This is a genomic window from Desulfobotulus sapovorans DSM 2055 (assembly GCF_059569355.1).
In genome coordinates this window covers 1-14,157 of the sequence record NZ_JCANVJ010000008.1, presented here as the reverse complement: position 1 = coordinate 14,157, position 14,157 = coordinate 1, and the positions used below count along the sequence as shown (strand labels likewise).

Sequence of the window (14,157 nt, the reverse complement as noted above, 5' to 3'; positions counted from 1 at the left end):
GAACCGGATTTGATGCAAATGATGGAGAGGTGAGACATGAAAGAGAAGGTGGATGCAGTTGATTTGAGTTCTGCTCCAGTCACCGGGAGAGGGGAGAAGAGTGGATACGCCCTGCTTTTCCTGCTGTTGCTGGGAGTCCTCTTAACGCTCCCTTCCTGTAGCAGCAGCAGCGCAAAACCTGCGGATCCCGAGGTTGGCGTTTCGCTGCGTGCCTATGAAAAGGATGGAGCCGTGACCCTTGCCATTGCACGGGAGGCCCTGAACCGGGAATTCCTCTTTCAGGGGAACCGGGTGATTCTGGATCAGGCGGGGTATTTCACGGGTCTGAAAAGCCGTATTGTGACCTTTCAGCGCAAGGGGACAAGTCTTTTTCTGCTGGAATCTCCCAAAGGCCATAGCGTGACCCCGGATACGCCCTATGCCCTTATCCTTGCGGAGTTTCCCCTTCTGAAGGAAGAAGGTGGCTGGATCACCTTTGATTTCAATGCGGGCATGTCAAAAATTTTCATGACCGAGGAGATGTATGCATCGGATTCCAACGGTAAAAAATATACGCCTTCCTTCAAGACAGCTTCCGTACGGCACAGCTTTCTGAAAGGGGCGGATGTCAGGCAGCTGAACCGTCTGGCCATTCATCAGGCTGCCCAGGTGGAGGACAAGGACGGCAGTATCATCCATGCAGAGCTGCATTACTATATTTCTCCCTACCAGCCGAACCCGGATTTTACCCCCACCGCTTCACCGGGCTTTGCCCACGCAGGCTATTTTGAGGTGATGCCCCAGCTGAAGGCGGGCGGCGAAACGGAAGTTTTCGCCATGAAGTGGAATATCACTAAAACCCCCATCACCTACTCCATGTCGGCCAACACACCGGAGGAATTCCGTGAGGCCATCCGAAACGGGGTTCTTTACTGGAATGCGGCTCTGGGCCGGGAAGTTTTCAGCGTGGATGTGGCTCCGGAAGGTGTCAGTGCTCCGGATATGGACCGCAATGTCATTCAGTGGCTGGATTTTGATACGGCGGGCTTTGCCTATGCCGACATGCAGGCAGATCCGAGAACGGGTGAGATTCTTCACAGCCAGATTTTTTTGAGCAGCATGTGGTCCGTAAAAAGCCGGAAAGACGCCTGGCGTTTTCTCCATGAGCAGGCGCAGACAAAGACCAGAACCGCGAGTGCGGAGATCTCCCTTGCCAATTTCCACAGCCCCCATGTCTGTACCCTGAAATCCGGGGACAGAATGGTGGCCAGCATGACCCGCCTTCTGGCATCCGATGCCACGGATGCGATGTTTCTTCAGGCCGCTCAGGCGGAAATTCAGGAAACTGTCACCCATGAGGTGGGCCATACGCTGGGGCTGCGTCATAATTTTGCAGGCAATCTCAAAGCGGATTTAAAGGGGCACAGCCGGGAAGAGCTGTACCAGCTTTTCCTGGACAAAGGGGTCTACCTGCCCGTCATCCCCACCAGCAGCATCATGGACTATAACCTGCATTACGAGTCCGCCCTGAACACCCGGCGTTACCAGGAGGAAAAGAAAGCCCTGCCCCATGATATCAGCACCATGCGCTATCTGTACCTGGGAGAACCCATGGACAAAAGTCTTCCCTTCTGCACGGATACGGATACGCAAAATCTGATCGACTGCATTCCTTTTTCTTATGGCAGTTCTCCCATCGAATACATCACTTCGGAACTCCACAGCAGGCTGCATCCCCAGAAATTCCCCATGCAGCTTTATCTCAATATGGTGCTTGAAATTCTCGATGGAACGGCGGTCAGCGATATCTACCTTTCCCCCGATGACATGGCCGAGTCCCTCCTTGCGAAAAAACAGCTGCTTCTTCTGCCCTTTACGGAAAAAGGGCTGTATGTCCGTCCTCTGAAAGCACGGTATCCGGATCTGAAAAAAGTGGATGCAGAGCAGATGCGGCGGGATGTGATACCCGTTGTGGAAGAAGATCTGAAACGCTGGGTTCAGGAAAATCCCCATGACTGGAAGACCCTGGCCGAGATGTTCAGGGTGGTGGATCCTGCCTGGGAGGGACAATGGAAAACGAACTTTGACCGTATTGTGAACGATCCCGCCTTTTACACTATCGCCTCCCATGACGGAAAAGTCCTGGAACTCAGTGCTGAGGAACGCGGTCTTCTGCGGGATAAGGCAGCGGTTTTCTTTGAAAGGCTGATTCCGGCACTTGCCAGAGAAGATCTTGAACTTCTTTCGGATCTTCCGCCCATTGATCTTGTGGACGGTGAGGCCGGTGAAGAGCTGCTGAAGGCTTTTGACCTCAGCAGCCGAACCTACCTGATGGCCCGAACCGGCGGTTTCCTTGATGCCACCGTAAGGGAAAAATCCCTCTCTCTGCCCCTTTTCCGGTACAACTGGCAGCTTCGTTCAGACGCCAGGAACCTGTTCAGGGACAGGGCGGTTCCCTCGGCGCTGTGGTGGGGCAGGCGGGAGGCAGCAGATATTCATAATGAACTGCTGGGGATTCTTGAGGATGCCGTGGCTCCAGTGGGAGTGAGCTTTCTTGATAAATCCCTGTCCAGTGATTTCCAGAAATCCACCAACCCGGCTTTCCAGTGGTATCTGGAAAATCAGCGCCTGGTGAACAGCAACTGATTCTTAAGGATCATGCCCCGATCCCCAGGGCAGGTAGGCCTGTCCTGAGGAGGAGAAAGGAAAGCCACACAACTATGACAGCGGGAAAAATTATCTCCAGCAGGCGTTTTTTACCCTTTTTTCTCACCCAGGCCAGCGGGGCTTTCAATGACAATGTCTTTAAAAATGCCCTGATGCTGCTGCTGACCTTTGCTGCGGCATCGGCCCTGCCCTGGGACACCAATTTCACCATGAACCTGGCAGCGGGTCTTTTTATTTTGCCCTTTCTGCTTTTTTCCGCCACAGCAGGCAGCCTTGCGGATGCCATCTGCAAGACCCGGCTGATCCGCCTTTTGAAAATCGTGGAAATCGGGCTGATGCTCCTGGCGGCCCTGGCTTTTTATACGGAGCAGTATCTCATGCTTCTGGGGCTTCTCTTTCTCATGGGAACCCAGTCCGCCTTTTTCGGGCCGGTGAAGTATGCGGTGCTGCCCCAGCTTCTCAACGATGAGGAGCTGCTGGCGGGCAATGCCTGGGTGGAGATGGGCACCTTTCTTGCCATTCTCATGGGCACCCTTCTCGGGGGACTGCTGGTGGGCTTTTCAGGGGCAAACATCTGGATTGGAGCCGTCATTGTTGTGTTTGCGGTTCTGGGGTATCTGGCCAGCCGCTCCATCCCTCTTGTGGGAAAAATGGAATCCGCAGAGACCTTCCGTTTTGCCCCCTGGTCCCAGACCCTGGAAATCATCCGCCTCAGCTACGAAAACCGCACCCTTTACCTTTCCATCATGGCCATCAGCTGGTTCTGGTTTCTGGGAGCCAGTTACCTGACCCAGTTTCCCAATTACACCAAAACCGTGCTCATGGGCGACAATACCGTGGTGACAGCCCTGCTGGTGGCTTTTTCCGTTGGTGTCGGTGTTGGCTCCATGCTCTGTGAGCGGCTCTCCGGCGATCGGGTGGAGCTGGGCATCGTCCCCATGGGTTCCATCGGCATCAGTCTTTCCGGTATTGCCCTGTATGCGGCAGGCCCTTCTCCTCTTCAGGCGGAAATCATGGGTTTTGGGGATTTCATCGCCCATCCCCAGGGGATTTTCGTGCTGCTGGCCCTGACCCTCATCGGCGTGTCCGGCGGCCTCTTCATCGTTCCCCTCTACGCCCTTCTGCAAAAGCGGGCGGAACCGGGGCAGCGGGCCCGGATCATTGCCGCCAACAACATCTTCAATGCCCTTTTTATGGTGGGAAGTGCTGTTGCGGGTATTCTTTTTCTTTCCGTCTTTGAGCTGAGCATTCCCCACTATTTTCTGATTCTTGCCCTGATGAACGTGGTGGTGGCCCTGTATGTGTATGCCCAGATTCCGGAATTCCTGCTGCGATTTGTGGTCTATCTCCTGACCCACTCCATGTACCGGATTCGCAGTGAAAACCTGGGCCACATTCCCGAAGAAGGCCCAGCCGTGCTGGTGGCCAACCATGTGAGCTATGTGGATGCCCTCCTCATTGCCGGAGCCTGCCGACGTCCCGTGCGTTTTGTCATGGAAAGGGCCATCTACACTCTTCCGGGAATGAAGGCTCTCTTCCGTGCGGCAAAAACCATCCCCATATGCAGCAGCAGGGAAGATCCCAAAATCCATGAAGAGGCCTTTGCAAAGGTGGCGGCAGAACTGAAAGACGGAAACCTCATCTGTATTTTTCCCGAAGGACGCTTGACCCGCAACGGGGAGATCAGTCCTTTCCGGCCGGGTATTGGGCGTATCCTTGCAGAAACCCCTGTACCCGTGGTGCCCATGGCCCTTCAGGGGCTCTGGGGATCCTTTTTCAGCCACGAAGGCAAGGGAGCCATGAAATTCAAGGGACGTTTCTGGTCTAAGGTGGGGCTGGTTGCCGGGCCGCCAGTACCGGCAGAGGAAGCTTCAGCGGAACTGCTGGAAAAAAGGGTGAAGGATCTGCGGGGGGATCTGGCATAAAATCAGCCGATTTGCTGAAAATTATGGAAATAGTGGGACAGGGTGATGAAATCAGGCTATATGTCGGATGCTGTTTCAGTTCGGTCTGAGGGAGATGCCCTGCGGGCCGGTAAGGTAAAACGCAGAAATTACAAAGAACACTCAGGATTACTCCATGTCATTTGATGAACTCGGTCTTCGGGCCGAACTGCTGAAAGCCGTGAAGGAAAAGGGCTATACCACGCCCACCCCCATCCAGACCCAGGTCATTCCCTTTATCCTTGGCGGACGGGATGTGCTGGCCCGTGCCCAGACAGGAACCGGTAAAACGGATGCCTTTGCCCTTCCCATGGTGGAGATTCTGGCCGCACAGCGCAGGAAAAACCGCCATCCACGGGCTTTGGTACTGACGCCTACGCGGGAGCTGGCGCTTCAGGTCGGGGAAAGCATACAGGGCTATGCCCGAAAACTTGCCCTGGGATGCACGGTGGTTTATGGCGGGGTGGGTATTCAGCCCCAGATGGATCGCCTGAAGCGTGGTATTGATATTCTGGTGGCGACACCGGGCCGCCTTCTGGATCTTGCGGGGCAGCGGTATCTGAATCTTTCCCAGATTGAGTTTCTGGTTTTTGATGAAGCGGACAGAATGCTGGACATGGGGTTCAGCAAGGCCATTTCCGAGATTCTTCTTCTGCTTCCCGCTGAGCGCAGAACCATGCTTTTTTCCGCAACTTATACCCGTGAAATCCGGGATCTTGCGGCAAAAATGCTGCAAAATCCCCAGTCCGTTGAGATTACCCCGGAGACCGCCGCCGCAGAATTCGTGGAACAGAAGGTGCATCTCGTCCACAAGGAAAACAAGCGCTCCCTGCTCATCCATCTCATCGACGATGGCAACTGGAAGCGGGTGCTGGTCTTTTCCAGAACCAAGCACGGCGCCAACAAACTCACGGAAAAACTGGCAGCCCAGGGCATCCGCGCCGCAGCCCTGCACGGAAACAAGAGCCAGTCCGTGCGTACCCGCACCCTTGAAGCCTTCAAGAAGGATGAAATCCGCGTTCTGGTGGCAACGGATGTGGCGGCAAGGGGGCTGGATATCACCCATCTGCCCTATGTGGTGAATTTTGATATGCCCGGTATTCCCGAAGATTATGTGCATCGCATTGGCCGAACAGGGCGTGCCGGAGTCAGGGGAATTGCCGTTTCTCTGGTGAGTGGTGAGGAAAAGGTGCACCTCAGATCCATTGAAAAACTGCTGGGTCAGAAGATCACCGTGGAAAAGGTGGAAGGCTACACCGAAGACAGTTCCGTCCCCGCTTATGTGATGCTGAGGCCTGGCAATGCGGCCAGTGAAAAAAAGGCGGATCGGGAAATTCTGGAGCTGGTGGCAAAAAGAACGGCATCCAGGGCAAAGGACAAAGCACGCAGCGAGAAGGCAGCGGTGGGAACCAAGGGGGTGAAACCGGCTTCCAAGTCCCAGACGGGAAGACCCGCAGGGCCGCCTAAGGGTAACCGGCCCCCCTCAAGGGGACGCAGGTAGAAAACCGTACTCCCTCGTTTGAGATGGGAACGTATCCAGGATCTTCAGGGATCCTGGATTTTTTTTTCTGATTACACTCTCCTTTAAAACGTTCCTGAAAAGCTTTGCCAATGGCATTTAAAAGGGGTACATCACCGCTGGTGATTTAAAAAGTGATCGGTTTTTAAAATATAGCCGCCCAATACGCAGCCTTCTTTTAAAATTTTTTCTTTCAGTAACTCCACAGCAATATCCTGTTTTATTGGCAAAAAACCGCTATGCGCTAAGCAGGGCGGTATCCTCAGCCAGACCGCCAGGGGCGATCCGGTAGGGACTTATGAACCATATCGTTGAAAATTACAATCCGGCTATTTACCGGACAGCTCACCCTGTAAGGGTATGGCGGGGCATGATGATTCAATGTATCGATCATTTGAATATTGTGGTGACGGATCTTGAAAGATCAGAAACTTTTTTTGAGGCTCTGGGGTTCAGGGCCATCATGGCATCGGATCTTGACGGGATTTTTCTGGAAAAGGTGACGGGTCTTTCCGGGGTCAAAGGGCGTTTTGTTGCCATGCAGCATGAAGGATCGGCCATGCGTATCGAGCTGTTGCAGTACAGTCCGGCAGTGGCGGCGGACAGGCAGATCGGTATGGCCAATCAGGTGGGGTTCCGGCATCTGGCTTTTCGGGTGAAGGATATGGAAAAAACCGTTGAAAGCCTGAAGGCACTGGATGTTGTTTTTTTAAGCCCCATACAGACCTGGGAGAAAACGGGGAAGAAGCTTGTTTATTTTCTGGGGCCGGATGACATTCTCATGGAGCTTTGCCAGTATCCGGAAGCCCATGATTTTTAAAAAACTGCTCCTTGCCGGGGACTCCGCAGAAAGATTTTCCTGCTGAAAACGGAGCGTTGTGAGATGAGACCGAGGGACTGTAAGGGGATGGTCAGACACCATGCAGGCCTTAAACATCGTAATATTTTAACTGAAAAGAAAGGCACCGTTCCTCCCTGACCAGGGAAGAGGAAGATACGGTGAACGGGAAAAATGAAAATTGCATTGCCGACAAAAACGGATGGAACCATTGACAGCCATTTTGGTCATTGTGAATTTTTTACCGTATTCACACTGGATGCGGATCAAAAAATTGTGCAGGAGGAAAAGGTGGCCTCTCCTGTGGGATGCGGATGTAAATCCAATATTGCAGGTACATTGGGAGCGCTCGGCGTGAAGGTCATGCTTGCGGGCAATATGGGAGATGGTGCTGTACGGGTTCTGGCAAGCAATGGCATTCAGGTGGTTCGGGGCTGTTGCGGTGATGTCCGGGCCCTTGCCGATAAATGGATTGCCGGAGGGCTGAAGGATTCCGGTATCGGATGTATCGCCCACGGGCATGACTGCGGTCAGCACGGATAGGCTTTGAAGAAGGAGACCGGATGCCTCCCCTTGTCAGGAGGCATCCGGAAAGCTGGTATAAGAACATCTGCCTTAGCCCAGAACCATCACCGTCACCTGACTGGGGGCAAGGCAGACACCGGGGCAGTTCATGGACATGCCGTTGTGGCCCGTCATGCTGGTGAGGCGCTGGGCGGGCATGCCCTGTTTCAGCACCGTAAAACTGCCCAGAAGAAATTCCGAAGGCCCCATGACCATGCCGGAGGCAACCCCGAGGTTCACCCCGGTATTGTCTCCGTTGCTGATGTAGACCTTGGACATCTGGTTTAAGGAGGGCATGGCGTCCGTCAGCACGGTGAGGGCCGTGGTGGGGGGCAGGGTCGTGGCTCCCGTGGAGATGTTGGGATAGGGAATGGGGATGGGGCCAACGGGTGTCGGGGTGAGGCAGACATCGGGAAAGCCCAGCATCATGCCGCCCATCATGGTGAGTTGAAACATGATTTTTCTCCTTTATCCCAGATGGATCTGTTCTGCGTCAATTTTTACATGGCCTTCGGCCGTATGCACGCTGTTGCCCGTCTGCACGGTGAGGGTGCCGGAAACCAGCTCCCTTGCCGATGCGCACTGTTTTTCATCATGCTCCTTTACGTAGCGGAAGCAGGAAACCATGCGCTGCACCCAGTTTTTTACAAAGGTGTCCATGGTCTGGGCCACGGTGCGGATGCGCTCCAGGCTGGCCGTAAGGTTTTTTCCCGCCATGCGGGTTTCCTCCAGACTGATGTCCGCCTGTGTGGCGCAGAGGCTGAAACAGGGAGCGGTGAGGGAAAGAGCCTCCATGCTGCCAAGGTGAATCCCCCCTTCGGCCATCATGGAAAAGGAACCGGACTGTACCTCGAGGCTGGAAGTCCCCTGAAGCACCAGACGGTTGGGACTCTCCGGTCTTTCCCGTTCCAGGACACAGAGGATATGGGCCTTTCCGGAAACATCCGCAGAAAGGAGAACCAGATCCCCTGGTTCCGGCGCAAGCAGGCAGCCTGCGGCCCTTTCTGCGGAAAAACTGCCTGCATCACCATGGAGAAGGAAGCCTGAGTCTGTTTTTTCCCTAACCCTTGCATAGGAAAGAAAGGGCTGGGAAAAGAGGGGTGCCTTTGCGGGTTCTGCCATTTGCTACCTCCTTCACCGGACGTCCTGCTCCGGTATGTTCAGATCCTGAAATCTTCGGCTTCCGCCAGATCCTTGTCCGTATTCAGGGCGAGGAGGCGTTCGTTTTTGTCAAAGCGGGTGTTTTCTTCCAGGGCCCGGTGCATTTTTGCCCGGAAGAGTTTTGCGCCTGAAAAATCCGCCTCCCTCACATCTCCATGGGAAAAGTCACAGCAGGTGCAGTCTGCACCACGGAATGAAGCTCCCCGGGCTTTGATGCGGGTCATGAGACTCTGCTGGAGCGAGGCTTCGCTGAAATCCGCAAGGTTGAGATCCGCTCCGTCAAAACAGGCGTTTTCAAGCCGGGCACGGACAAAGCCTGCCCCTTGCAGCCGGGCTTCCATGAAAACCGCAGCCTGTCCCCTGCACGCATCAAAACGAACGCCTTCAAGGCAGGCTCCCATGAAATTGGAGCGGTTGATGTCTGTCCCCGCAAAGGAGGCACCGCGCAGATCGGCCCCTCCCGCCTGCACACAGGAAAATTCTCCGTGGGAAAAATCCTGACCCGAAAGATCACAGTCCCGGAGAAAGGTTTTATGGATTCTGGCCCCCTTCAGCAAGGCTCCCGTGAGTTTTGCCCTGAAAAAAACTGTGCGGGTGAGGTCGGCTCCGGAAAGATCCGCCCCTTCGAGGGAGGCTTCAAAGAGCACCGTGCGCAGCAGCTTTGCCCCCTGAAGACGGGCCCGGTCGAGGATGGCGTGATCCAGCACGGCGCGGCTGAGATCGGCCCCCGCCATGTCGGCGTCCGCGAGTTTCGCTCCGGTGAGCACGGCCTTTTCCAGCCGGGCCTCCCGCAGGATGAGACCGGAAAGATCCATGTGCATCCACAGAACCTGGGTGAGATCCGCCCCCGTCATGTCGGCTCCGGTGAGCACGCAGTTCTTGAAGCCCGTTTGCCGGATGGTGGCCCCCCGGAAGTCCGCCGCGCCGAGAAAGGAATTTTCAAAGCGCGCACCGGAAAGATCCAGCCCCCTGAGATCCATGCCGGAAAGATCCTGATTTTCGATGGTGTCATCCCTTTTCAGGGCTTCCATGAGTTCATTTCTCGTCATCCAGAAGCTCCGTGCGGCCCTGAAGCAGGGTCATCTTGAGGTTGGTTTCCGTGAAATCCGTCTTTCCCAGCACCGCACCGTAGCATTCCGCGCCAAAGAGGTTGGAGCGGGAAAGATCCGTGTGCACGAGCCTTGCCTTTCGCAGGGAGGCCATGTGGAGGTTGCTGCGGGAAACCCTGGCCCCTTCCAGATTGCTGCGGTGCAGGGCGCTGCCCTCTGCCCTTACACGGGAAAGATCCGCATGAGAAAGATCGCAGTTTCTGATGTAGGCATGCTGCATGCGGGCCCCGGTAAAGTTCGCTCCGGAAAGGCTCGTGTCCATCAGGGAGGCCCGGTCGAGCAGGGCCTCTGAGAAGTCTCCCTTCTGAACGGAGGCCCTGCCGCCAAAACGGGCGTTTTCAAGGTCGCTTTTCTGGAAGGTGGCCCCATCCGCCTGGGCGTCCCAGAAGATGGCGGAGGTGAGGGTCGCCTCTGAAAAATCCGCCCCTTCCGCCCGGATTCCCAGAAAAACCGCCTTTTTCGCCTCGGCATTGCGGAGGCTGGCCCCTTCCAGATCCGCACCCATGAAATAGCCCTGGGGCGCCTGAATCCGGGAGAGATCCGCCTGCCGGAGGGAGGCTCCTTCCAGAAGGGTCTGCTCCAGACGGCAGCCCGACAGGTTGGCGCCTGAAAGATCCGCGCCCTTCATCAGGGCCTTGCTGCAATCCGTGCCCGAAAGGTCGGCGCCCGCAAAAAGGGCCTTTTCCATGAGGGCCTGCACGGCCCGGCCATCCCGGAAGGACACACCGCTGAAGTCCGCCCCTTTGGCAAGGACGCCGGAAAGATCCGCACCGTTCAGGTCGGCCCCCGCAAGGGAGCTTTTTTCCAGCTGAACCCCCCGGAGATCCGCCCCCTTGAGGCAGATGCCGGAAAGATCCAGACCCGAAAGGTTTTTTCCCTTGAGGCTGAGGCCCTGGGCGTAGCGCGCCTCCACCTTTTCACGGGTCATGGCTTCGGTGTCGTCGGGGTTGATGTGAAAGGGTTCCAGCAGTTTTTTCGCCCAGTCCGGGAAGGCGAAGGCTGCCTTCTTTCCGGGAATCTCTGCCTGGGCTTTTGCCCATCGGGCCTTGGAAGCGTCAAGAAGTTCCGTCATTCGGGCTTCCTGGGCGGAAAGATCCGCCTCCCGCGCGGGCGTGAGCTGGCCCGTTTTCGCAAGGGCCCCGCGCACATGTTGGAACTTGGCAGGAAGATCCATGCCCTCCATGAAGCCTTTGGGGCCGGGCGGAGGGTCGGGAAGCTTTGCCGGAAGGTGGGCGTCCGGGTTGAGGCCCTGTTGCCGGAGCTGATCCCGCGCCTTTTCCAAAGCCGCCTCCGCCTTTGCCTTCAGCTCCTTTTTCAGGGCCTCGCTGCGGGCGAGCATGGGGGCCATTCTGGCCTTCATGGCCTGTTCGCTGGCCGCATACAGACCTTTTGCATCCACAAGGGGCAGGGAAAGGCCTGCGGCGTCCGCCCCCTTTTTCGCCCTGAAGGGACTGTCTTCGGAAAGATGGGGAATGGCGGCAGGCCCCAGCGCCTCCCATATCCATGCCTCCAGATCCACCCCCTTTTCATGGGCATCGAAAAGTCCTGATTTTTCAGGAGGAAGGAGGGGTTCGGCCTGGGGCCATTTTTTCTTCCATGGTGCAAATTCCAGATCTCTTGCCTCAGGGTCTGCCCCATAGAGGAGGATGAGCAGGCGGGGCGCCTCCTTCATGCAGGTTTCCGTGGTGTCATCCATGGGACTTCCGGCGTCTTCCAGAGCCACAAGGCCCACAAAATCCCCGGCATCCTGTTCCAGGATGAAGGCTTCCAGAGGGTCGGCCACCCGCACCAGGGCTTTGTCCGGAGAAAGCCCCATGGTGAAGGCCGTGTTGCCGGAGCCGGGAATTTCCACATCCTTCTCTCCCTTGTCAAAGGCCTGGGGCCGGATGCGGATGCGGGTGATGTCCGGGCCTTCGTGGGCGGCCAGCAGCAGACCGGCGGGAAGGAAGGCGGGAAATTCCGGAGAGGGGTCAAGGCCCCAGTCTTCGGGAACAAAGGGCTTTTTTTCGGGAATGAGGCCCAGCATGGCCCGTTTCCGCATCACCGGCCTGAGGCCCATGCGGCGCAGAATGTCCAGGGCCTCGGGAGCCAGGGAAAGATCGTAGATGGCCTGACGCACCCATTCCAGTGCCTCTTTGGGCCAGAGCGCTTCAGGCGCCGGAGCCATCTGGGCCTGCACCTCGGGGATGAATTTTCGGGTTTGCGGCCGGTCGAGGGCGCTCAGGGTTTTCTCTTGCAGCTCCTTTTTCAGGGTTTCCGCCCGCTGGCTGAGGGTGTCGGCCATGGTCAGCTGTTTGCGGATGGTGTCTTTCAGGGCTTCAAAGCGCTGTTTTGCCTGTTCCAGAGGCCGAAGATCGATTCTGACCATGTGGCCGAATTCTTTTTTCAGGCGCCCCAGCTGTTCCGCCGCCGTATCCATCCGTGCCTGTGAGGCTTCCAGCACACGGATACACTGGCTGCCCGCGTTTTCAGGGGAAATCCCCGGATTCGGAGCCTTTTTCTGCAGTACCTCCAGCTGGTGGCGCACCTGTTTTGGAATGTCCCTCACTTTTTTAAGGTCTTCTCCGGCCTGAGTCATGGCGGCATCCATCTGGGAAAGATCCACCTGAACGGAGCGATCCAGCCTTCGGATCAGGGCTTCCCTGTAATGGGGCAGATCTTTGGGCGCTTCTTCCTGGGATTCCGTGACAAGAAATAGGTGCCGCACATCCAGGGCTTCCTCGTCGGCCACTTCCAGAACGCCCCTGTGAATGAGTATCCCCTTGAGGCTGTGGGGAAAGAGCCAGAGGGTGTCGCACTGGGTTTTTACCTCCCGGAAAAGGAATTCTGATCCGGGATCCGGAAAGTTTTCCGCCTGATGGACGAAAATCCGCTGCCGCAGCGTGGGCAGTCTCGTGTACAGGATGGGTTTTTCGGGGTGCATGTGGGTGAGGGTGAGGGGCTCGCCGCCGGTGAAAAAGGTGTCCTGCTGCTGGTCTTCCGGTGCGGTGTTGAAAAAGGTCCAGTCCATGTCTTCCGGGAAATAGGGCCAGTGTTCGCGGAACCAGGCCGCATCATAGGTTCCCGCCTTTTTGGCCCGCTGGGGCCAGGTGAGATCAATCGGCAGAAAACCCGCTGGCGGCGGGGTATCCGTGGGCGCTCCCATACGGTTTGCGGGATCTTCCACCAGGGGCAGCTCCCGGACGGGTTCGCCCCAGGGGGTGAGGCTTTCCCGGAAGCCCCGCCCCAGAGGATTGGGGGCAAAGCCTTCTCCGCCAAAGGCGTTCTGCCAGATGAGGGGCAGGGAGGTGAAGGGTTTGGGTTCCGTGGGAAAAAGGCCGTCGGCCCGGCGTTTCCACAGGCGTTTTCCGGAAACGTGCAGGGTTTTGGACATCTCGCCTAGGGTGAACCCCACGGGACAGGCGGGAAGGGGAAGGCCGTTTGGCGTGAAACAGGCGGCATGGAGCAGCACCTCGGCCTTTGCCTTGGGCATGGCGGCGTCCAGAATGGCGCTTTCTCCCAGTTCCTTTGCGACAAAGGGCCACATTTCCTGCTCGGAAAGGGCCGTGTCCGGCGTTTCCAGATCAAAGAAGGTGAGCATGGAGATGGCAAGGAAGGGGCGGTTCCGGATGGCGAAATAATTGAGCAGGATGCCCTGGGTCAGCTCTTTCACGACTTTCATGGCAGGACCTCGGTTATCGGGTTTAAAGCGGCATGATGGCACCTGAGAACAAAGGGGATAAGGGGGTAAAAACTTCACGATCCGGTCAGGCAAGAGCACGATCCTCATTCACACGCAGCATGATGTGGTAGTGGTTGCTCATGACCGCATAGGCCGCCACATCGTTACCTTTCCCTTCCTTCACGAATCATATCAACAATTTCCTTGGTGGAAATTTTAGCTTTAATGGTTGGAATGTCCAGAGGGGAATCAGAAATATTTTCAGGAATTAAAGCAAATGTGCGACCATCTTTTCTCCGAATGAGGATTTTACCGGAAGTTTCAGCCTGACCGAGAACCATCGCAAGTTTTTGTTTTGCTTCTGAATATGTGTAAATTTGCAGTTTATGCCTTCAGTGTTGAAATTTTTAGACTTTTAAGGTGGACCCCTGAGTCAAGACTAAAAGTCCATAAATTTAAGCTACACACTTGATTACATCCGCGACAGGAAGAGGCTGTCCCGGATTGGTTTTTTCAGTGGGTGTTCCCCCTGGCCCAATTTTACCAGGGGGGGCACCCACTGTTCGAAGAAACTTATCAATGATCATTGCTCCGCCGCCTTCACCGGTTCTGTATACATCGTCTGGAATCTTATTTTCCAGAGCCTGATGGGGGCGTTCGCTGTTATACAATTTAAAATACGCTTTCAGGCCAAGAGCCAATTCAGGTATAGTGCT

At 56.0% G+C, this 14,157-nt stretch carries 9 protein-coding genes and 1 pseudogene; 5 read left to right on the top strand and 5 right to left on the bottom strand.

Translation table 11 applies throughout. From position 1 onward, the window contains the following. The first annotated feature begins 36 nt into the window (after positions 1 to 36). The 5 genes from BR04_RS07885 (at position 37) to BR04_RS07865 (ending at position 7,489) form a co-directional block, all read left to right on the top strand. Entirely contained in the window at positions 37 to 2,625 is a 2,589-nt protein-coding gene (locus BR04_RS07885; RefSeq protein WP_496355455.1) for a zinc-dependent metalloprotease, read from the top strand. Positions 2,626 to 2,699: 74 nt separating this feature from the next. Beyond that, complete coding sequence (locus tag BR04_RS07880; RefSeq protein WP_496355454.1) at positions 2,700 to 4,571, top strand: MFS transporter; 1,872 nt, start codon at positions 2,700 to 2,702, stop codon at positions 4,569 to 4,571. A 154-nt stretch (positions 4,572 to 4,725) separates the two neighbouring features. After that, on the top strand, positions 4,726 to 6,090 hold the full coding sequence (locus BR04_RS07875; protein WP_496355453.1) for a DEAD/DEAH box helicase: 1,365 nt from the start codon (positions 4,726 to 4,728) through the stop codon (positions 6,088 to 6,090). A 388-nt stretch (positions 6,091 to 6,478) separates the two neighbouring features. Continuing rightward, positions 6,479 to 6,928 carry a VOC family protein gene (locus tag BR04_RS07870; protein ID WP_496355452.1) on the top strand — a complete coding sequence of 150 codons (450 nt, stop codon included), beginning with the start codon at positions 6,479 to 6,481 and terminating at the stop codon, positions 6,926 to 6,928. 192 nt (positions 6,929 to 7,120) lie between these two features. Continuing rightward, on the top strand, positions 7,121 to 7,489 hold the full coding sequence (locus BR04_RS07865; RefSeq protein ID WP_496355451.1) for a NifB/NifX family molybdenum-iron cluster-binding protein: 369 nt from the start codon (positions 7,121 to 7,123) through the stop codon (positions 7,487 to 7,489). Positions 7,490 to 7,561: 72 nt separating this feature from the next. On the opposite strand, the gene BR04_RS07860 is transcribed toward BR04_RS07865, so the two are convergent. The 5 genes and pseudogenes from BR04_RS07860 to BR04_RS07840 form a co-directional block, all read right to left on the bottom strand. Continuing rightward, positions 7,562 to 7,966: a DUF4150 domain-containing protein gene (locus tag BR04_RS07860; protein ID WP_496355450.1), complete on the bottom strand. Its 405-nt coding sequence runs from the start codon at positions 7,964 to 7,966 to the stop codon at positions 7,562 to 7,564. A gap of 12 nt (positions 7,967 to 7,978) precedes the next feature. Then, positions 7,979 to 8,632, bottom strand: a complete 654-nt coding sequence (locus tag BR04_RS07855) for a DUF3540 domain-containing protein (RefSeq protein ID WP_496355449.1) — start codon at positions 8,630 to 8,632, stop codon at positions 7,979 to 7,981. Positions 8,633 to 8,670: 38 nt separating this feature from the next. After that, positions 8,671 to 9,720 carry a pentapeptide repeat-containing protein gene (locus BR04_RS07850; RefSeq protein WP_496355448.1) on the bottom strand — a complete coding sequence of 350 codons (1,050 nt, stop codon included), beginning with the start codon at positions 9,718 to 9,720 and terminating at the stop codon, positions 8,671 to 8,673. Next, the gene (locus BR04_RS07845; RefSeq protein WP_496355447.1) at positions 9,707 to 13,441 is read right to left on the bottom strand and encodes a DUF2169 family type VI secretion system accessory protein; all 3,735 of its coding nucleotides are present in this window, start codon (positions 13,439 to 13,441) and stop codon (positions 9,707 to 9,709) included. The genes BR04_RS07850 and BR04_RS07845 overlap by 14 nt, the downstream gene beginning before the upstream one ends. 569 nt (positions 13,442 to 14,010) lie before the next feature. Continuing rightward, positions 14,011 to 14,157 (bottom strand): annotated as a pseudogene (locus BR04_RS07840) (integrase core domain-containing protein); the annotation flags it as partial.

What these genes read in the sequence shown, in the direction of transcription:
- BR04_RS07865 (WP_496355451.1), top strand. Translation starts at nt 7,121, where the DNA reads ATGAAAATTGCATTGCCGACAAAAACGGATGGAACCATTGACAGCCAT.
- BR04_RS07855 (WP_496355449.1), bottom strand. Translation starts at nt 8,632, where the DNA reads ATGGCAGAACCCGCAAAGGCACCCCTCTTTTCCCAGCCCTTTCTTTCC.
- BR04_RS07870 (WP_496355452.1), top strand. Translation starts at nt 6,479, where the DNA reads ATGATGATTCAATGTATCGATCATTTGAATATTGTGGTGACGGATCTT.
- BR04_RS07850 (WP_496355448.1), bottom strand. Translation starts at nt 9,720, where the DNA reads ATGACGAGAAATGAACTCATGGAAGCCCTGAAAAGGGATGACACCATC.
- BR04_RS07885 (WP_496355455.1), top strand. Translation starts at nt 37, where the DNA reads ATGAAAGAGAAGGTGGATGCAGTTGATTTGAGTTCTGCTCCAGTCACC.
- BR04_RS07845 (WP_496355447.1), bottom strand. Translation starts at nt 13,441, where the DNA reads ATGAAAGTCGTGAAAGAGCTGACCCAGGGCATCCTGCTCAATTATTTC.
- BR04_RS07860 (WP_496355450.1), bottom strand. Translation starts at nt 7,966, where the DNA reads ATGTTTCAACTCACCATGATGGGCGGCATGATGCTGGGCTTTCCCGAT.
- BR04_RS07880 (WP_496355454.1), top strand. Translation starts at nt 2,700, where the DNA reads ATGACAGCGGGAAAAATTATCTCCAGCAGGCGTTTTTTACCCTTTTTT.
- BR04_RS07875 (WP_496355453.1), top strand. Translation starts at nt 4,726, where the DNA reads ATGTCATTTGATGAACTCGGTCTTCGGGCCGAACTGCTGAAAGCCGTG.